At 68.3% G+C, this 16,326-nt stretch carries 20 protein-coding genes; 11 read left to right on the top strand and 9 right to left on the bottom strand.

Annotated features, from left to right (window positions below):
* Nucleotides 1-44 precede the first annotated feature (44 nt).
* From ACZZZD_RS04570 to ACZZZD_RS04550, 5 genes are all read left to right on the top strand, one after another.
* Complete coding sequence (locus ACZZZD_RS04570; protein WP_159844718.1) at nt 45-509, top strand: RcnB family protein; 465 nt, start codon at nt 45-47, stop codon at nt 507-509.
* Nucleotides 510-606: 97 nt separating this feature from the next.
* Entirely contained in the window at nt 607-2,295 is a 1,689-nt protein-coding gene (locus tag ACZZZD_RS04565; protein ID WP_463433050.1) for a cisplatin damage response ATP-dependent DNA ligase, read from the top strand.
* A gap of 51 nt (nt 2,296-2,346) precedes the next feature.
* Complete coding sequence (locus ACZZZD_RS04560) at nt 2,347-3,297, top strand: mechanosensitive ion channel family protein (protein ID WP_463433048.1); 951 nt, start codon at nt 2,347-2,349, stop codon at nt 3,295-3,297.
* On the top strand, nt 3,297-4,313 hold the full coding sequence (locus ACZZZD_RS04555) for a threonine aldolase family protein (protein ID WP_463433046.1): 1,017 nt from the start codon (nt 3,297-3,299) through the stop codon (nt 4,311-4,313). The genes ACZZZD_RS04560 and ACZZZD_RS04555 overlap by 1 nt, the downstream gene beginning before the upstream one ends.
* A 110-nt stretch (nt 4,314-4,423) precedes the next feature.
* Nucleotides 4,424-6,274, top strand: coding sequence for an ABCB family ABC transporter ATP-binding protein/permease (locus tag ACZZZD_RS04550; RefSeq protein ID WP_463433044.1), 1,851 nt, complete (start codon nt 4,424-4,426; stop codon nt 6,272-6,274).
* On the opposite strand, the gene ACZZZD_RS04545 is transcribed toward ACZZZD_RS04550, so the two are convergent.
* From ACZZZD_RS04545 to ACZZZD_RS04520, 6 genes are all read right to left on the bottom strand, one after another.
* Nucleotides 6,259-6,738, bottom strand: a complete 480-nt coding sequence (locus ACZZZD_RS04545; protein WP_463433042.1) for a chemotaxis protein CheE — start codon at nt 6,736-6,738, stop codon at nt 6,259-6,261. The two genes, ACZZZD_RS04550 and ACZZZD_RS04545, sit on opposite strands and share 16 nt — an antisense overlap.
* Nucleotides 6,735-7,286: a response regulator gene (locus tag ACZZZD_RS04540; protein WP_463433040.1), complete on the bottom strand. Its 552-nt coding sequence runs from the start codon at nt 7,284-7,286 to the stop codon at nt 6,735-6,737. The genes ACZZZD_RS04545 and ACZZZD_RS04540 overlap by 4 nt, the downstream gene beginning before the upstream one ends.
* 119 nt (nt 7,287-7,405) lie before the next feature.
* The gene (locus tag ACZZZD_RS04535) at nt 7,406-8,353 is read right to left on the bottom strand and encodes an acetyl-CoA carboxylase carboxyltransferase subunit alpha (protein WP_463433038.1); all 948 of its coding nucleotides are present in this window, start codon (nt 8,351-8,353) and stop codon (nt 7,406-7,408) included.
* A gap of 90 nt (nt 8,354-8,443) precedes the next feature.
* On the bottom strand, nt 8,444-8,635 hold the full coding sequence (locus ACZZZD_RS04530) for a type II toxin-antitoxin system HicA family toxin (RefSeq protein WP_463433036.1): 192 nt from the start codon (nt 8,633-8,635) through the stop codon (nt 8,444-8,446).
* A 66-nt stretch (nt 8,636-8,701) separates the two neighbouring features.
* Nucleotides 8,702-8,926, bottom strand: coding sequence for a DUF1902 domain-containing protein (locus ACZZZD_RS04525; protein ID WP_463433034.1), 225 nt, complete (start codon nt 8,924-8,926; stop codon nt 8,702-8,704).
* A gap of 17 nt (nt 8,927-8,943) precedes the next feature.
* A complete protein-coding gene (locus ACZZZD_RS04520; protein WP_463433032.1) occupies nt 8,944-9,846 on the bottom strand; it encodes a site-specific tyrosine recombinase XerD in 903 nt (300 codons plus the stop codon).
* Nucleotides 9,847-9,971: 125 nt separating this feature from the next.
* Between ACZZZD_RS04520 and ACZZZD_RS04515 the strand changes: the two genes are divergently transcribed.
* Genes ACZZZD_RS04515 through ACZZZD_RS04505 form a run of 3 tightly spaced genes read left to right on the top strand, consistent with a single transcriptional unit; the run spans nt 9,972 to nt 12,246 of the window.
* Nucleotides 9,972-10,538 (top strand): shikimate kinase, encoded by a 567-nt coding sequence (locus tag ACZZZD_RS04515; protein ID WP_463433030.1) that lies wholly within the window; start codon nt 9,972-9,974, stop codon nt 10,536-10,538.
* Nucleotides 10,535-11,641, top strand: coding sequence for a 3-dehydroquinate synthase (aroB, locus tag ACZZZD_RS04510; protein ID WP_463433028.1), 1,107 nt, complete (start codon nt 10,535-10,537; stop codon nt 11,639-11,641). Before ACZZZD_RS04515 ends, aroB begins: the two co-directional genes overlap by 4 nt.
* The gene (locus tag ACZZZD_RS04505) at nt 11,641-12,246 is read left to right on the top strand and encodes a GNAT family N-acetyltransferase (RefSeq protein WP_463433026.1); all 606 of its coding nucleotides are present in this window, start codon (nt 11,641-11,643) and stop codon (nt 12,244-12,246) included. The genes aroB and ACZZZD_RS04505 overlap by 1 nt, the downstream gene beginning before the upstream one ends.
* Here the strand turns inward: ACZZZD_RS04505 and ACZZZD_RS04500 are convergent.
* From ACZZZD_RS04500 to tadA, 3 genes are read right to left on the bottom strand one after another with little or no spacing between them, the layout of a single operon-like run.
* The gene (locus ACZZZD_RS04500; RefSeq protein WP_463433024.1) at nt 12,243-12,794 is read right to left on the bottom strand and encodes a DUF805 domain-containing protein; all 552 of its coding nucleotides are present in this window, start codon (nt 12,792-12,794) and stop codon (nt 12,243-12,245) included. The two genes, ACZZZD_RS04505 and ACZZZD_RS04500, sit on opposite strands and share 4 nt — an antisense overlap.
* Nucleotides 12,776-13,207, bottom strand: coding sequence for an MliC family protein (locus tag ACZZZD_RS04495; protein ID WP_463433022.1), 432 nt, complete (start codon nt 13,205-13,207; stop codon nt 12,776-12,778). Before ACZZZD_RS04495 ends, ACZZZD_RS04500 begins: the two co-directional genes overlap by 19 nt.
* A gap of 43 nt (nt 13,208-13,250) precedes the next feature.
* A complete protein-coding gene (tadA, locus tag ACZZZD_RS04490; RefSeq protein ID WP_463436083.1) occupies nt 13,251-13,709 on the bottom strand; it encodes a tRNA adenosine(34) deaminase TadA in 459 nt (152 codons plus the stop codon).
* A 12-nt stretch (nt 13,710-13,721) separates the two neighbouring features.
* Here tadA and ACZZZD_RS04485 point away from each other — a divergent pair, with 12 nt between their 5' ends.
* Genes ACZZZD_RS04485 through rsmD form a run of 3 tightly spaced genes read left to right on the top strand, consistent with a single transcriptional unit; the run spans nt 13,722 to nt 16,255 of the window.
* On the top strand, nt 13,722-15,245 hold the full coding sequence (locus tag ACZZZD_RS04485) for a pseudouridine synthase (RefSeq protein ID WP_463433020.1): 1,524 nt from the start codon (nt 13,722-13,724) through the stop codon (nt 15,243-15,245).
* A gap of 21 nt (nt 15,246-15,266) precedes the next feature.
* The gene (locus ACZZZD_RS04480) at nt 15,267-15,680 is read left to right on the top strand and encodes a GFA family protein (protein WP_463433018.1); all 414 of its coding nucleotides are present in this window, start codon (nt 15,267-15,269) and stop codon (nt 15,678-15,680) included.
* On the top strand, nt 15,680-16,255 hold the full coding sequence (gene rsmD / locus ACZZZD_RS04475) for a 16S rRNA (guanine(966)-N(2))-methyltransferase RsmD (RefSeq protein ID WP_463433016.1): 576 nt from the start codon (nt 15,680-15,682) through the stop codon (nt 16,253-16,255). Before ACZZZD_RS04480 ends, rsmD begins: the two co-directional genes overlap by 1 nt.
* Nucleotides 16,256-16,326: the final 71 nt, after the last annotated feature.

The raw sequence follows: 16,326 nt of genomic DNA, 5'->3' as shown, positions 1-16,326 counted from the left end.
CTGCGATCAAGTCGAAGCCCTTCGACGCAGATGGAGACACGATCATGAGAAAGATCCTCACCGCCACGATGGCCGCGTTGATGGCAACGACCGCCCTGGGCGCCGCCGGCGCCGCCTCGGCCCAGTCGCGCGGCGACCACCGCTATGAGCAGCGCGACCACCGCCAAGATCGTCGAGACGATCGCCGCGAGTTCCGTCAGGACCAACGCCAGGATCGTCAGGAGTATCGCCAACAACAGCGCGCTTATGCTCGCTGGCAGCGGGCCGAGCGTCGCTACAACGCCCCGCGTTATGCGCCTCCGCGCGGCTATGCGGTGCGGACCTGGAGCTACGGTCAGCGGATGCCGTCCTACTATCGGACCAACGCCTATGTGGTGAACGACTACAACCGCTATGGCCTGCGCGCCCCGCCGCGTGGCTACCAATATGTCCGCAGCGGCAATGATGTGGTTCTGGCCGCAGTCGCGGGCGGTCTGATCACCGCCGTCATCGCCGGCCTGTTCAACTGAACCACGGCCGATCCGAGATGCGCCCCGGAGGGAAACCTCCGGGGCGTTTTTCGTTCTGGTGGTGCGGCGACGCTTCGAGCGCCCAAGATGGATGACGATGCGCGCCTTCGCCGAGCTTCTGGATCGCCTGTCCCTGACGGCTTCGCGCAATGCGAAACTGGTGCTGGTGAGGGATTATCTGAGGGCGACGCCAGACCCTGACCGGGGCTGGGCGCTGGCCGCACTGACGGGCGACCTGACGTTCGACGCCGCCAAGCCGGCCATGATCAGGAAGGCGGTCGAGGGGCGGGTGGACAGCGTGCTGTTCGGCTGGTCCTACGACTATGTTGGGGATTTAGCCGAGACAGTGGCGTTGATCTGGCCTGTGACGCCCGATCACCGGCCCAATCGCGAGCCGGAGCTGGCCGAGGTGGTCGAGGCTTTGCGGACCGCCAGCCGGGCCGAGGTGCGGGACCTGCTGGAAGGCTGGCTGGATGCGCTGGAGCCTAAAGGGCGATGGGCGCTGTTGAAGCTGATGACAGGCGCCTTGCGTGTGGGGCTGTCGGCGCGGCTGGCCAAGACGGCGGCGGCGATGATGCGGCCCGACGCCGTGATGGCGCCGCCGTCGCCGGACGGGGATGAGGCGCAGACGACGCTGGAGGCCCTCGACGCCTCGGCCATCGAGGAGGTCTGGCATGCGGTCGAGCCGCCCTACGCCGACCTGTTCGCCTGGTTGGAGGGCAGGGCGGAGCGGCCCAGCCCGGATGCGCCCGGCCGGTTCCGGCCCGTGATGCTGGCGGTCGCCATCGACGAGGCGGTCGATCTGCCCAAACTATCGCCCGCCGATTACGCCGCCGAATGGAAGTGGGACGGCATCCGCATCCAGGCGGTGCTGGAGAGCGATGTCCGCAAGCTCTATTCCCGCACCGGCGACGAGATTTCGGCCGCCTTTCCCGATGTGATGGAGGCTCTGGCGTTTCAGGGTGCGATCGACGGCGAGTTGATCGTGTGGCGCGACGGGGCGGTGGCGCCGTTCGGGGATCTGCAGCAACGGCTGAACCGCAAGTCGGTGGACGCCAAGGCCATGCAGGCCTTTCCGGCGGCGGTGGTCGCCTACGACCTGCTGGCCCAGGACGGCGAAGATTTGCGGAACCTGCCATTGCGCCAGCGTCGGGCGCGGCTGGAGGCGCTGGTGAACGGCCATGCCGGCACGCGGCTGCATCTGTCGCCGGTGGTCGAGTATGCAGACTGGGATCAACTGGCGCGGCTCAGGGCCGATCCGCCGGTCGGGGCGGCGGCGGAAGGGCTGATGCTCAAACGCTGGGACAGCCCTTATCTGGCGGGCCGGCCCAAGGGGCCGTGGTTCAAGTGGAAGCGTGATCCGCACGTCATCGACGCCGTCCTGATGTACGCCCAGCGAGGGCATGGGAAGCGATCCAGCTTCTACTCCGACTACACCTTCGGCGTCTGGACGCCGGAGGGGCCGTTGACGCCGGTGGGCAAGGCCTATTTCGGCTTCACCGACGAGGAGCTGAAACAGCTCGACAAGTTCGTGCGCGACCACACCATCGACCGGTTCGGGCCGGTGCGGTCGGTGCGGGCCGAACGGGATTTCGGACTGGTGCTTGAGATCGCCTTCGAGGGGTTGAACCGATCGACGCGGCACAAGTCCGGCGTGGCCATGCGCTTCCCGCGCGTCAGCCGCATTCGCTGGGACAAGCCGGCGCGAGAGGCCAACACCATCGACGACGTGATGGACCTGCTGGACGCCATCGAAAGCGGCGGCGGCCGGATCGCCAAGGCCTGAAAACGGGCTTTCGGGGGTTCCAATCGGCGCGTCACGCGTTAGACCCGGCCTATGTCTTCAAACGCCACTCCCATCGCTGAAGCGGTCGCCGCCGGTCGCCAGGCCGTCGCCGTCGATGCCGCCATGGTCGCCAAACTGACCGATATGGCGGGTGATTTCGCCATCAACCTGACCATCGCCGTCCTGATCTTCGTCGCCACGGTCTTCGCGGCGAAATGGGCGTCGAGGGCGGCGCGGAACGCCTTGTCGCGCGTGCGGGGCTTCCGGCATGACCCGACGGTTCTCAGCTTCGCCGTCCAGGTCGTGCGTGTGGTGGTGTTCATCATCGGCATGATCGCGGTGCTGCAACGCCTGGGCGTGCAGACGACGTCGATCATCGCGGTCCTGGGGGCGGCTTCGCTCGCTGTGGGCCTGGCGCTGCAAGGCACGCTGTCGAACGTGGCGTCGGGGATCATGCTGCTGGTGCTGCGGCCTTATCGCGTCGGAGACGTGGTGGATGTGGGCGGCATGTCGGGCACGGTCCAGCGGCTGGACCTGTTCACCACCCAACTGTCGAACGCCAACAACCACAAGATCGTCATCCCGAATTCCAAGGTGCTGAGCGATCCGCTGACCAATCTGACGGGCCAGCAGACGCGCCGGATCGAGATCAACTTCACCGTCGGCTACGGCGACGACCTGAACCAGGCGCGCTGCGTCCTGGCCGACATGGCCGAGGCGCATGACAAGGTGCTGCACGATCCCCATCCCTGGACCGGGGTGACGGGCCTGCTGGACAGTTCGGTGCAGGTGACGCTGCACGCCTGGGTCAAGGTCGGCGACTGGTGGCAGACCCAGGCCGATCTGATGCAGGGCGGCAAGGAGGCGCTGGACGCAGCCGGCATCGAAATCCCGTTCCCGCATCAGGTCGCCGTGCCGTATGGCGACGAGGATGTGATGCCGGTGGTCCGGGTTCGGACCGTTGAGGATGACGCGGCTGATTTGAAGGCGACGACCCGCTGATGCGCTACGATTTCGGATCCGACAACACCGCTGGCATGGCGCCCAGCGCTATTGAAGGCCTTGTGCGGGCCAACAAGGGGTTCGCGCGAGCCTACGGCGCCGACGACGTCACCGCGCGCGCCGCCGATCAGATTCGCCAGAGGCTGGATGCGGACGCCGAGGTGCGTTTCGTCTTCAGCGGCACGGCCGCCAACGCCATCGCCCTGTCGATGCTGGCCCAACCGTATGAGGCGGTGCTGGCGCACAATGCCGCCCACATCTGCACCGACGAGACGGGCGCGCCGGGCTTCTTCGGCCATGGCGTCGGCCTGATCGGCCTGCCGGGCTTTTCGGGCAAGATCGATCCGCTGGCCTTGCAGGCGCAACTGGTCGAGCCTGAGGTGGGGCATCGCCAGCCGCCGGCGGCCCTGTCGCTGACCCAGGCTACCGAATATGGCGCGGTTTATACCGAGGAAGAACTGCGACACCTGATCGAGCCGGTTAAGGCGCTGGGATACGGCGTGCATGTGGACGGGGCGCGTCTGACCAATGCGGTCGCTTCCGGGTTCGATTTGAAGGACATCCCGCGCCTGGGCGTGGACGTTCTGGTGTTCGGCGGCGCCAAGGCGGGCGCCAACTGCGCCGAGGCCATCGTACTGTTCGACAAGCGTCTGGCGCGGCGGCTGGACAACCGCCTGAAACAGGCCGGGCAGACGGCGTCCAAGGCGCGGATGCTGTCGGGACCGATGCTGGGCCTGCTGGAAAGCGGCGACTGGGAATCAGGCGGGGCCCACGCCAATCTGATGGCGCAAAAGCTCGCGGCGGGGATCGCGGGACGCTCGCCCTTCGTGCTGGCCCATCCGGTCGAGGCCAACGCCGTCTTTGTGCGAATGCCGGCCGAGGCGCATGCGCGCCTGACCGCCCTGGGCTGGGCCTGCTATCCGTTCGACGATGGATCGGTGCGCTTCGTCTGTTCGTGGGCGACGCAGGAAGCGGCGGTGGACGAACTGATCGAGACCGTCGTCAGCCTGGGTTGAGCGACTAATCCCCGGTCACGCGCCAGCGTGGCCTTTCCCCGGTCGCAATGGGTTTCCATATGCGGATCATGGCGATACGAGGCGAGCGCTCCGGCGGCAGGCGTGACCCGATGGTCAAGGCGCAGCAGGCAGGGAGCTTACAGGACAAGACGGACGGACCCCCGACGCTGACGGCGTTGGCGGACCTTGCGCGGCTGGTGGCCCGGTCGGGCGCGCCGCACCTGAAACTGAGGCTGACTTTCGCCATCCTGCTGACGCTGGCGGGCAAGGGGCTGGGCGTGATGGCGCCGCTGGTGTTGGGCGCGGCGGTCAACCGGCTGGCGGCGGGGCAGGGCGCGGCGGCGGCCGTCGGCTGGGGCTTTGCGGCCTTCGCCATCGGCTGGACGGTCGTGCGTTTTCTCTCTGCGGCCTCTCCCTTGATTTCGGACGTGGTGTTCGCGCCGGTGCGCGCCGCCGCCCAGCGCACCACTGCGGCCGAGGCCTTCGCCCATGCGCTGAGCCTGTCGCTGGACTTTCACCAGACCAAACGTTCGGGCGCCCTGTCGCGAACGATGGATCGCGGGTCTCGGGCGGTGGACTTCCTGCTGCGCATCCTGGCCTTCAACCTGATCCCGACCGGGGTCGAGCTGGTGCTGGCGGCGGGGGTGCTGGGCGCGAAATACGACTGGCGGTTCGCCGCCGTCGCGGTGGTCGTGGTGGTGATCTACACCGCCGCCACGTTCGCCATGTCCAACTGGCGGCTGGAGCATCGCCGGATCATGAACGCGGCGGATTCCGAGGCGGCCGGCGTCTCGGTCGACGCCCTGCTGAACTATGAGACGGTCAAGTCGTTCGGCGCTGAGACGCGTGCGGCCCAGACCTATGACCGGGCGCTGGGCGACTATGCCGAGGCCTCGCTGAAGGCCAACAGCTCGCTGGCCATGCTGAACGGGATGCAGGCCCTGGTGATGAACCTGGGGCTGGGCGTCATGGCGGTGATGGCCGGTTTCGAGGCGGCGGCCGGGCGCATGGGGCCGGGCGACGTGACGGCGGCGGTGCTGATCATGATCTCGCTGTATGCGCCGCTGAACATCCTGGGCTTCGCCTATCGGGAAATCCGCCAGTCCTTCATCGACATGGAGGAGATGCTGAAGGTGACGCGTCAGACGCCCCAGGTCGCGGACGCCGCCAATGCGCTGGCCCTGCCGCGCCCGGTCGATGCGCGTGGCGCCTCCGTTCGGTTCGAGCACGTCGGCTTCCGCCACGATGCGCGCGCCAATGGGCTGGAGAACGTCAGTTTCTATGCCGCGCCCGGCACGACGACCGCGCTGGTCGGGCCGTCCGGCTCGGGCAAGTCCACTATCGTCAAACTGGCGCTGCGTCTGCTCGATCCGCAGGAAGGCCGCGTGCTCATCGACGGCCATGATGCGCGCCAGGTGACGCAGGCGTCGTTGCGCGCCGCCGTGGCCCTGGTGCCGCAGGACGTGGCCCTGTTCAACGACACCTTGGGCGCCAACATCGCCTTCGCGCGACCCGATGCGGACGAGGCCCAGGTCTGGGCGGCGGCCGAGGCGGCCGAACTGGCTGACTTCATTCGCGGCCTGCCGGACGGGATGGAGACGCGGGTCGGGGAGCGCGGGCTGAAGCTGTCAGGCGGCGAACGCCAGCGCGTCGGCATAGCGCGGGCGCTGCTGGCAGATCCCTGCATCCTGATCCTGGACGAGGCGACCAGCGCCCTGGACAGCCGCACCGAAGCGGCGATCCAGAAGACCCTGCAAAAGGCGCGTCATGGCCGCACGACCCTGGTGGTGGCGCACAGGCTGTCGACCGTGGCGGACGCCGATCAGATCCTGGTGCTGAAGGCCGGGCGGATCGTCGAGCGCGGCGGGCACCATGAGCTGGTCGCGCGGCAGGGCGGGGAATACGCCGCCCTGTGGCGCAAGCAGACGCGCGCCGGCAAGACGTCTCAGGTCGCGGACTGATCGCTCGCGGGCAGTTTGCGGCGCAGGACTTCGTGCAGATTGCTCAAGATGGCGCTGCGGGCGGCCTGCTCCTCGGGCGGCAGGGACAGCAGGACCTTCATCGCCTGGGCGTGAACGGTGGCGATGCGCCAGTCGAATCCGCCCTGGCGCGGCGCGGCGTCCAGCAGGTCGCACAGACCCTTGGCCGCCGTACACAGGTCGTCCATCGCAAACGGGCTGGCCGCATCGATGATCTGGCTGGAGGCGGAATAGGCCAGGTCGAGCCGCATCGGCTCGATCAGGCCGGGATCGGGCTTGGCCAGCAGGACGGCGATGTTGTCGGCGATGATGGCGCGCGCCTGGCCCTGCAAGGCGTCCAGATTGGCCTTGGCCTGGGCCAGGGCCACGCCGACGCTGACGCCGCCCGGCCGGTCCAACATCTCGGACAGGCGAGAGCGGCGTTGGTTGTGCGTGATGACGGTCATAGGGCCAGGCTCTCCATCGCATTGGCCTTGCGCAGCATGTCAGCCCGGCGTTCGACGCCCTCATAGCCGCTGTGTCGGAACCGGCGATCCGGCCCCAGATAGTCGCCCACCTCCAGGAAGGGGCGGCTGTCGCGCGCGACCCACAGGATACGCTCCAGCAGCATGGCCGCGCTGAAGGGCTTGGTGACGACGAAGTTGGCGCCGCAATCCCGCGCCTCGGCGACGCGACCGCGCCGGATATGGCTGGCCGTCATGATGACGGGGGTGAAGGCGTTGGGGTTGGGTCCCGAGCGCCTCAGCCAGCGCACCAGCTCGAACCCGTCGATGTCGGGCATGTCGGTGTCCACAACCAGCAGGTCGATAGGCTTGTCGGTCAGCAGCTTCTTGGCCTCTGTCCCGGTGCCGCAGGCGTATGTCGGCCGGATGCCGAAGCCGGTCAGGGCGTTGGATGTCAGCGTCAGGGAGAAGGGCGAATCATCGACGATCATTGTGACCGCGCCGCCCAGGTTGAAGACGGCGCTTTCGCGCAGGGACTCGCCGCCGCTCATGCCTGACAGGCTCGGTTTGGTCGCGCCGCAGTGATCATGGCCGGTCGCAAACCCCGATGCGCTCCAGTGAAGGTCACAGCGTGGCAGACGATGGTGGACGCTGCGTTAACGCTGTTCCGTCAGAAGGCGCCGATGGCGTAGAACCGGTCGGCGCGACGCTTCTTGATCTGCTGGGGCGATAGGCCCTCGAAACCTTTCAGCTCCTCGGCCAGCACGTCGCCGACATTGGCCATGGCGGCGTCGCGGTCGGTGTGGGCGCCGCCGACCGGCTCCTCGATAAGACGATCCACGATCTTCAGGCCCATCAGGTCCGGGCCGGTGATCTTCATGGCCATGGCCGCGTCCCTGGCCCGCGCACCGTCGCGCCACAGGATGCCGGCCGCGCCTTCGGGCGAGATGACAGAATAGATCGAATGTTCCAGCATCAGCACGCGGCTGGCGGCGGCGATTGCGATGGCGCCGCCCGAACCACCTTCGCCGGTGATGGTGGCGATGGAGGGCACGCCCAGGGTCAGGCAACGCTCGGTCGAGCGGGCGATGGCCTCGGCCTGGCCGCGCTCCTCGGCGCCCAGGCCCGGATAGGCGCCGGCGGTGTCGATGAAGCTGAGGACCGGCAGGCCGAACTGCTCGGCCATGTCCATCAGGCGCACGGCCTTGCGATAGCCCTCGGGTCGGGCCATGCCGAAGTTGTGGGTGATGCGGGTGGCGGTGTCGTGGCCCTTTTCATGGCCCATGATCACGACCGGACGGCCGCGAAAGCGCGCCAGACCGCCCAGGATGGCCTGGTCGTCGCCGAACTGGCGGTCGCCGTGCAACTCGTTCCAGTCGGTGAACAGGCTCTGGACATAGTCGATGAAGTGCGGCCGCTGCGGGTGGCGCGCGACCTGGGTCTTCATCCAGGGATCCAGACCGGCGTAGGTCTTCTTGCGCAGCTGTTCGGCCTTCTTGCGCAGGCCCTCGATCTCATTGTCGAAATCGCCCGAGGCGTCGGACAGCAGCGACAGCTCCTCGATCTTGGCTTCCAGATCGGCGATCGGCTTTTCGAAGTCGAGATAGTGCGTGGCCATCAAGGCGTCCGGGAACTGCAAGCGGGCAAGAGCGCCCTTAGGGAAGGCGGGGGAACCTAGAGAGGTCAACGCCGCCGGGCAAGCGGCGGTTCAGAAGGCCTTTGGCAAACCGGCCTGTTTGAGGATTTCGTTGGCCATAATCCGCATCGGCTTGGAGGGAACGGTGACTTGGCGACCTGCTGCATTGCGCCACTTCTCGTGACTGCCCTTTCCGCCTGGAACGCGCTCGAAGCCAGCATCTCTAAGCCGCAGCGTCAGGTCTCGATAGTAGTCCTGAACCATCAATCGCCCCCGGAAATCGAATCTAAAACCGATTCTCGCGCGGGCAGCAAAGTCGCAACGCCATGGTCAGGCTGCGACCAGATCGAGTTGCCGTGACGCCTCGAAACGAATGGCGACGGGTTCGTGGATGTCCAGATTGGAGGCGAGGAGGTCGGGCGCGAAATGCCTGATGAGATCCTCGAACTCTTCCAGCGTGTCCGTCTGAAGGACGAGGCCCGGAATGTCGGACTCGCTGTACCAAACGTTGGCCTCAGCGTCCCAGATCGCCTTGACGTAGAATGAATGCGCCATGGCCTGAATATGCGCTGTCAGTCGTCGCGCGCCAAGGGGTGGTTTTGCTGGACGACCTGGGCCAGGCGGTCGGTGGCGACGTGGGTGTAGATCTGAGTGGTGGCGATGTCGGCGTGGCCCAGCAGGGTCTGGACGACGCGCAGGTCGGCGCCGCCTTCCAGCAGGTGGGTGGCGAAGGCGTGGCGCAGGACGTGGGGGCTGACGCGGGCCGGGTCGATGCCCGCCGTGATCGCGGCCTCGTCCAGCAGTTGGGCGAAGCGGCGCGGGGTCAGGTGGCCGGTGCGGCCGGAGGAGGGGAAAAGCCAAGGGCTGTCGGGCGCGTCGGGCTTGCGCTTCTCGTCGCGTGCCGTCAGCCAGGCCTTGATGGCCTCGCGGGCAGCGGTGTTCAGGGGCGCGAGCCGTTCCTTGTTGCCCTTGCCCCTCACGATCAGATAGGCGGGGTCGCGGCGGATGGCCTCGACCTTGAGCCCCAGCAGTTCCGAAACGCGCAGGCCCGAGGCGTAGGCCATCTCGACCAGGGCGATCAGGCGCAGGCCCGCCGCCGCATCTCGGCTGGCCGAGGCGGCCAGCAGGGCGTCGATTTCGTCGCGGCTTAGCACCTTGGGCAGGGACCGCCCCTGTTTCGGCGCGTCGAGGCGGCGCGACGGATCGTCGGTGCGCCAGCCCTCGGCCAGGGCGAACCTATAGAACTGGCGCGCGGAGGACCGGCGGCGAGCGGCGGTGGCGGCGGACAGGCCGCGCCGCGACAGGTCGGCGAACCAGGCCTCGACCGCCTCGGCATCGGCCTTCATCAGGCCGCCGGCGTCCGACAGCGCCGTCTGGGCGTCCGCCAGATCGCGGCCATAGGCGGACAGGGTGTGGGGCGAGGCGTCGCGTTCGACGGCCATCATCTCCAGAAAGGCCTCGATCTGGGGCGTCATCGCGCGAACCTGCCGTCGAACGGATGGCGCAAGGTCAGGCTTGGTGTAGAGGTTTCCTGGATCATGCCTGCCCGAGCCGCCGCCTTCGCCGTCCTTTCGACCGACCGTTCCGCCGGAGCCGCCGGATGAGGCGGCGCGCGAATCCGGGACCGACCCGCACCATAGCCCTGGTCGGGCTGATGGGGGTGGGCAAATCGTCGGTGGGGCGTCGGCTGGCCAGCCGACTGAGGCTGCCGTTCGCCGATGGGGATGTGGAGATCGAATCGGCGGCCGGGATGACGGTGTCGGAAATCTTCGCCGCTCTGGGCGAGGCCGAGTTCCGGGCGGGCGAGGCGCGGGTGATCCGCCGCCTGCTGGAAGGGCCGCCCATCGTGCTGGCCACCGGCGGCGGGGCGATGATGAACCCCGAGACGCGCGCCCTGCTGAAGGCGCGATCCGACACCGTTTGGCTCAGGGCCGATCTGATGGTGATCGCGGAACGGGTGGCGCGGCGCGACACGCGCCCCCTGTTGCGCGGCAAGGACCCGCTGGAGGTGCTGACCGGCTTGGCCGAGACCCGCTATCCCATCTATGGCGAGGCGGACGTGATGGTGGACGTGGGCCAGGGCTCACACGGCCAGGCGGTGGACGCCATTCACAAGAACCTGCGCCGACACTGGCGCCACAGACGCCGCGCGGAGACGAAGACGTGACGATCATTCCGGTCAGCGGCGGGGCCTTTGCGGCCTATGACGTGGTGGTGGGACGCGGCCTGCTGGCCCAGGCGGGCGCTTATGTCGCGCCGCTGGCCAAGGGGCGGACGGTCATCGTCACCGACGAGACGGTGGCGGGCATCCATGCCCAGGCCCTGACGGCGTCGCTGGCGGCGGCGGGCGTGAAGAGCGAGATCGTGGCGGTGCCGGCCGGGGAGGGATCCAAGTCCTTCGCCCAGCTGGAGCGGGTGCTGGATCGGCTGCTGGAGATCGGGCTGGACCGCAAGGACGTGGTGATCGCCCTGGGCGGCGGGGTCGTGGGCGACCTGGCGGGCTTGGCGGCGGCGCTGTTCATGCGCGGCGTCGACTTCGTGCAGATTCCCACGACCCTGCTGGCCCAGGTGGATTCGTCGGTCGGAGGCAAGACGGCCATCGACACGCCGCGCGGCAAGAACCTGGTCGGCGCCTTCCATCAGCCGCGTCTGGTGCTGGCGGACATCGACGTGCTGGCGACCCTGCCGGAGCGTCAGGTGAAGTCCGGTTGGGCCGAGGTGCTGAAGCACGGGCTGATCTGCGACGCGGCCTTCTTCGACTGGCTGGCCGGCGAAGGCGCGGTGGGCGCGACCGGCGATCCGGCGGCGCTGGAGCGGGCGGTGATCCGCTCGGTCGAGATCAAGAGCGCGGTGGTCGGCGAGGACGAGAAGGAGGCGGGGCGGCGCGCCCTGCTGAACCTGGGCCACACCTTCGGCCATGCGGTCGAGACCGAGGTCGGGTTCGACGAGGGCGCGCTGGCGCACGGCGAGGCGGTGGCTCTGGGGTGTTGCATGGCGTTCCGGTATTCGGCGCGCGAGGGGCTGTGCTCGGCGGACGACGTGGCGCGGGTCGAGGCTGTGGTCGCGGCGGCGGGCCTGCCGACGCGGCTGGCGCAGGCGGGGACGTTCGCGGCCGACCGGCTGCTGGCCCTGATGGCGGGCGACAAGAAGGCCGAGGGCGGGGCGCTGACCCTGATCCTGGCGCGCGGCATCGGCCAAGCCTTCGTCGCCAAGGGCGTGGACGCCGCCAAGGTGCGTGCCTTCCTGATCGAGGAAGGCGCGACCGCGTGATGCGGATCGCCACGGTCGCGCTGGAGGATCGGTTCGTGCGGCTGGAGCCGTTCGAGGACGGGCTGAAGGGCGAGGTGCGGGCGGCGCTGGATTGCGACGCCGCGTCCTGGGACATCATGGTCGCCCCGGCCTATGGCGCGCATTTCGAGGCCTGGTGGACGGCGGCCCTGGCGGCGATGCAGGCCGCCACAAGGATCGCCTATGCGGTGCGGCGGCTGTCCGATGGTGCGGTGGTCGGCACGACCAGCCTGTACGAAATCAACCCGGCCTATCGCCGCTGCGAGATCGGCTCGACCTTTTATCGGCCAGAAGCGAGAGGCGGGGCGATCAATCCGGCCTGCAAGCGGCTATTGCTGGGCCACGCCTTCGACGCAGGCGCGGTGCGGGTCGAGATCATCACCGACGCCGTCAACGCCCAGAGTCAGGCCGCCATTCTCAAGCTGGGCGCCAAGGCCGAAGGCGTGCTGAGGAAGCACAAGATCACCTGGACCGGCCGGGCGCGCGACACCGCCATGTTCGCCGTGATCGACGACGACTGGCCCGCGGTGCGCGACGGGCTGGATCGAAGGTTGGCGGTTGAAAGTCCTAGCTGTCTGACGATCTAGATGTCAGCCAGTGGATTTGGCCCAAATCGATTAGCTTCGGGATTGCCGCGCAGAAAGAGTATCTCGATCAGGCCCCAGACGAAGAATGGCGCGACCAAGAAGACAGCGCCGACTATCGCAAGAATGACGACTGCCGGCCTGTCGAGAGGAAGTCTCGAAAGGGCCGAGACGGCGAGAATGTGCGGACCAAAGAAGCAGACGAGCCACCACCCGCTGCGCCCCCTGTCGTGAAGCCGCCGCACGAACGCCCCTAGCAAATACCAGCCCATCACGACGCCGAAGATGAGCACAGCGATGTTGACGGCGGTCAAGTTCGGAGCAACGGCGCCAATCAAATGAAGAGGCGTCAGAAGGAGGCCAAAGCCATAGAACGTGGCGAGCGAGAGATAGAAACGTCGCCGCGAGAGGCGACCCGAAAACTTCAGATTTCCACTCACCATGTCCTTGAGCCAGTTCATGGATTGCGTATCGCCGTTTGCCATCTCCGGGGCAAGCCATGGCAGCGCTTGCTCATTTAGCAAGGTCGCGATCAGTCCACCGCCCGGCATTGCGTCGGCTGGCGGCCTTCGACGGACCAGGTGGCGAGGACGCCCTTGCCGCGCAGTTCGACGTTGGAAGCGCGGTACCAGATGCCGTCGGCGGCGCGTTCCTGATACAGGTCGATGGCCTCGCCGGATGAGTTGCGGATGGTCGCCATCTGGCGCGGATTATCGAAATCGACCGACAGGCGCTCGCCGTTGTCGCACAGATAGACGGTGTGGACGACGCGGTTCAGGGTTCGGTCCTGGATCTCGGCGCCGGTGCGCTGGCGGGCGGTCTGGGCGTCGATGGCGCGTTCCTTGACCTCGTCGCCGGTGGTGGGCGCCCTGTCGGGGTCGGGACCGCAGGCGGTCAAAAGGGCGAGGGCTGCGAGGCCGCTGAAGACGATCGACTGCGGCAGATCCGGCTTGAACAACGACATTCCCTCCACGGCGACGCCCAACAGCGCAGCTTTTCGCGGCGTTCTAACGTGCGCCGCCCGCCGCCGTTCCCCGCCGTTGACGGAAGAAGGACTTGAGCAGGGTGGACGCCTCTTCGCCCAGAAGACCTGAGTCCGTCGCCGGGCGCCAGTGGCAGGTGGGTTGTTCGAACAGGCGAGGGCCGTGGATGACGGCGCCGCCCTTGGGATCGTCGGCGGCCCAGACGACGCGGCCGATGCGGGCGTGGCTGATGGCGCCGGCGCACATGGCGCACGGCTCCAGCGTCACGTAGAGGGTCAGGCCCGTCAGGCGGTAGTTGGCGAGCGCCGTCGCCGCGCGACGCATGGCGACGATCTCGGCATGGGCGGTGGGGTCGTGTGACGCGATGGGACCATTGGCGCCGGTCGAAATTACCTCACCTGAGGCAGGATCGACAAGAATTGCACCCACAGGCACCTCTCCTGCGTCCGCCGCCGCTTGCGCTTGGTCCAGCGCCATGCGCATGAACCGCTCATCATGGTCCGCCATACAGACGACAACGACAAGAAGCCCCGCGCCCGTCAAGACGAACGGTCGCCCCGGCCCTTTAAATCCTCCGGTCCCCGCAAGAGCGGCGACGGGACGAAATCCTATGGCGACAAGCCACGCAGCCCTCGCGAAGACGGCCCCAAGCGGTTCGGCGACAAGCCTGACCGGCCCCGCAGCGACAAGGGCGGCAAGTCCAAGACGCCCGAAACGCCCCTGCGCGCCGAGCGAATCGCCAAGACCATGGCCCGCGCGGGCATCGCCTCGCGCCGTGAGGTCGAGCGTCTGATCGGCCTGGGCAAGGTGGCGGTGAACGGCCGCATCCTGGATACGCCGGCGACCCTGGTGACGCGCGACGACGTGATCACCGTGGACGGCAAGCCCATGGGCTCGACCCAGGCGACGCGCGTCTGGCGCTATCACAAGCCCGCCGGCCTGCTGACCAGCCACAAGGATCCGACGGGTCGCCCGACGGTGTTCGACGCCCTGCCGGCCGGACTGCCGCGCGTGATCTCGATCGGACGGCTGGATCTGTCGACCGAAGGCTTGCTGCTGCTGACCAACGACGGCGAGCTGAGCCGGGCGATGGAGCTGCCCTCGGCCGGGCTGGTGCGTCAGTACCGGGCGCGGGCGCGGGGTAAAATAACCCAAGAGCAGTTGGACGAGCTGAAGAACGGCGCCGTGGTGGAGGGCATCTCCTACGGTCCCATGGTGGCGACGCTGGACAAGGCCAAGGAAAGCAAATCCGAGGACGGCCGCACGCCGAGCAACCTGTGGATCTCGGTCTCGATCACCGAGGGCAAGAACCGCGAAGTCCGCAAGGTGCTGGAGTCCGTCGGCCTGACGGTCAACCGCCTGATCCGCCTGGCCTATGGTCCGTTCCGCCTGGACGTCCTGCCTGTCGGGTCGGTCGAGGAGATCGGGCCGCGTGTGATCCGCGAGCTGCTGGCCGACTACATCCGGCCCGAGAACCTGCCGACCGGCAATACGGTCGAGACGCCTGCGCCCATCCCCGGTCGTCGCGTGTCCACGCCGATCCTCAAGGGCAACTCCGGCTCGGCCATGTCGGACCCGTCGCGCAAGCCCAGCCGGGTCCGCGCCGCCGAGACGGCCCAGGCCGACGCAGTGGAACGCCGCGAGCGGCCGCCCAAGAAGGAAGGCTGGGCCAAGGCGACGCCCCGCACCGTCCATCCCAAGAAGACCTACAAGCCTCGCGAGGACGGCGACCGCCCGGCGCGCGCCTATACGCCCCGCGAAGACGGCGACCGTCCGGCCCGCACCTATACGCCGCGTGACGGCGCGCCGGCGCGCAGCAGCGACGGTCCCAAGCGCGAGTACAAGCCGCGCACGGCGGCTGGCCCGGAGGGCGCCAAGCGCGACTTCAAGCCACGCGGCTTCGGCGCGAGCGGCAGCAGCCGCGAGACGCGGCCGCCCCGCACCGGCGGCGGCAAGCCGGCCGGCCCGTCGGGCACCAGCGGTCGCGCGCCGGGGGGCAAGCCCCGCACGCCGCGCTAAGAGGCGACTGGAGACCTGACGATGGATGCACGCCTGTCCGGCCGGTGCCTGTGCGGCGCTGCGACCTTCACCGCCACGCCTAACGGCGGCATGCACGCCTGCCATTGCCCCACCTGCCGGCGGCAGTCGGGCGGCATCCTGTTCAGCGTCGATTGCGGCGACAGCGTCGAGGTCCAGGGGGATGTGGCGACCTATGTCTCGTCCGACTGGGCGACGCGGCAGTTCTGCCCGGCCTGCGGGACCGGCCTGTTCTGGCGGTCGAACGACGGCGCGATCACCATGGTCTCGGCCCAGGCGTTCGACGATCCGACGGTCTTCGCGCTGGAGGATGAGTTCTGCATCGAGAGCAAGCCGGACGGCTATGCGCTGGCGGGCGACCGGCCGCGCCTGACCACCGAACAGCTGTGGGCGCAGTTCGCGCCGCCTGAGGCCTGATGCGGATCGTCGCCGGAAGCCTGAAGGGCCGAGCGATCGTCGCGCCGGAGGGGCAGGGCACGCGCCCGACCTCGGACCGCGCGCGGCAGGCGGTATTCAATGTGCTGGAGCACGCCGCGTGGGCGGAGAGCCTGCAGGGTGCGCGGGTCATCGACCTGTACGCCGGATCGGGCGCCCTGGGGTTCGAGGCCGTCAGCCGGGGGGCGGGCTTCTGCCTGTTCGTGGAGACCGACGACGGGGCGCGGGGCGCCATCCGCGAGAACGCCGACGCCTATGGGGTGATGGGCCGCACCCGCGTGCATCGGCGCAGCGCCACGGACCTGGGCGTCCGGCCCGGATCGGACGGCGAGGCCTTCGACATCGCCTTTCTGGACCCGCCCTATGGCAAGGGGCTAGGCGAGCAGACGCTGCTGCGGCTGCTGGAGGGGAACTGGCTCAAGCCCGGCGCCCTGGTGGTGTTCGAGCGCGGGTCGGACGAGCCGGAGATCGACACGCCCGGCTATCGGCGGCTGGACGCGCGCGACTATGGCGCGGCGCGGGTGCTGTTCCTGAAGGCCCTGGCCCCGACCGCCTGAGCGGGAAAAGTGCACTCCAAATTTTTTTGAGTGCACTTTAGTGCAGATTTTTGCGAGCGGGTCGCAACCGC

The sequence above is a fragment of the Brevundimonas sp. AC546 genome (assembly GCF_979258305.1).
Note: the sequence above shows the minus strand (reverse complement) of the source record. Positions and strands in the feature narration are given on the sequence as shown.

What these genes read in the sequence shown, in the direction of transcription:
- ACZZZD_RS04520 (WP_463433032.1), bottom strand. Translation starts at nt 9,846, where the DNA reads ATGACGCCCCAGATCGAGGCCTTTCTGGAGATGATGGCCGTCGAACGC.
- ACZZZD_RS04530 (WP_463433036.1), bottom strand. Translation starts at nt 8,635, where the DNA reads ATGGTTCAGGACTACTATCGAGACCTGACGCTGCGGCTTAGAGATGCT.
- ACZZZD_RS04495 (WP_463433022.1), bottom strand. Translation starts at nt 13,207, where the DNA reads ATGTCGTTGTTCAAGCCGGATCTGCCGCAGTCGATCGTCTTCAGCGGC.
- ACZZZD_RS04545 (WP_463433042.1), bottom strand. Translation starts at nt 6,738, where the DNA reads ATGACCGTCATCACGCACAACCAACGCCGCTCTCGCCTGTCCGAGATG.
- ACZZZD_RS04560 (WP_463433048.1), top strand. Translation starts at nt 2,347, where the DNA reads ATGTCTTCAAACGCCACTCCCATCGCTGAAGCGGTCGCCGCCGGTCGC.
- ACZZZD_RS04565 (WP_463433050.1), top strand. Translation starts at nt 607, where the DNA reads ATGCGCGCCTTCGCCGAGCTTCTGGATCGCCTGTCCCTGACGGCTTCG.
- ACZZZD_RS04535 (WP_463433038.1), bottom strand. Translation starts at nt 8,353, where the DNA reads ATGGCCACGCACTATCTCGACTTCGAAAAGCCGATCGCCGATCTGGAA.
- ACZZZD_RS04480 (WP_463433018.1), top strand. Translation starts at nt 15,267, where the DNA reads ATGGATGCACGCCTGTCCGGCCGGTGCCTGTGCGGCGCTGCGACCTTC.
- ACZZZD_RS04525 (WP_463433034.1), bottom strand. Translation starts at nt 8,926, where the DNA reads ATGGCGCATTCATTCTACGTCAAGGCGATCTGGGACGCTGAGGCCAAC.
- ACZZZD_RS04505 (WP_463433026.1), top strand. Translation starts at nt 11,641, where the DNA reads ATGCGGATCGCCACGGTCGCGCTGGAGGATCGGTTCGTGCGGCTGGAG.
- ACZZZD_RS04570 (WP_159844718.1), top strand. Translation starts at nt 45, where the DNA reads ATGAGAAAGATCCTCACCGCCACGATGGCCGCGTTGATGGCAACGACC.
- ACZZZD_RS04540 (WP_463433040.1), bottom strand. Translation starts at nt 7,286, where the DNA reads ATGAGCGGCGGCGAGTCCCTGCGCGAAAGCGCCGTCTTCAACCTGGGC.
- ACZZZD_RS04500 (WP_463433024.1), bottom strand. Translation starts at nt 12,794, where the DNA reads ATGCCGGGCGGTGGACTGATCGCGACCTTGCTAAATGAGCAAGCGCTG.
- ACZZZD_RS04515 (WP_463433030.1), top strand. Translation starts at nt 9,972, where the DNA reads ATGAGGCGGCGCGCGAATCCGGGACCGACCCGCACCATAGCCCTGGTC.
- rsmD (WP_463433016.1), top strand. Translation starts at nt 15,680, where the DNA reads ATGCGGATCGTCGCCGGAAGCCTGAAGGGCCGAGCGATCGTCGCGCCG.
- ACZZZD_RS04485 (WP_463433020.1), top strand. Translation starts at nt 13,722, where the DNA reads ATGGTCCGCCATACAGACGACAACGACAAGAAGCCCCGCGCCCGTCAA.
- ACZZZD_RS04550 (WP_463433044.1), top strand. Translation starts at nt 4,424, where the DNA reads ATGGTCAAGGCGCAGCAGGCAGGGAGCTTACAGGACAAGACGGACGGA.
- tadA (WP_463436083.1), bottom strand. Translation starts at nt 13,709, where the DNA reads ATGCGCATGGCGCTGGACCAAGCGCAAGCGGCGGCGGACGCAGGAGAG.
- ACZZZD_RS04555 (WP_463433046.1), top strand. Translation starts at nt 3,297, where the DNA reads ATGCGCTACGATTTCGGATCCGACAACACCGCTGGCATGGCGCCCAGC.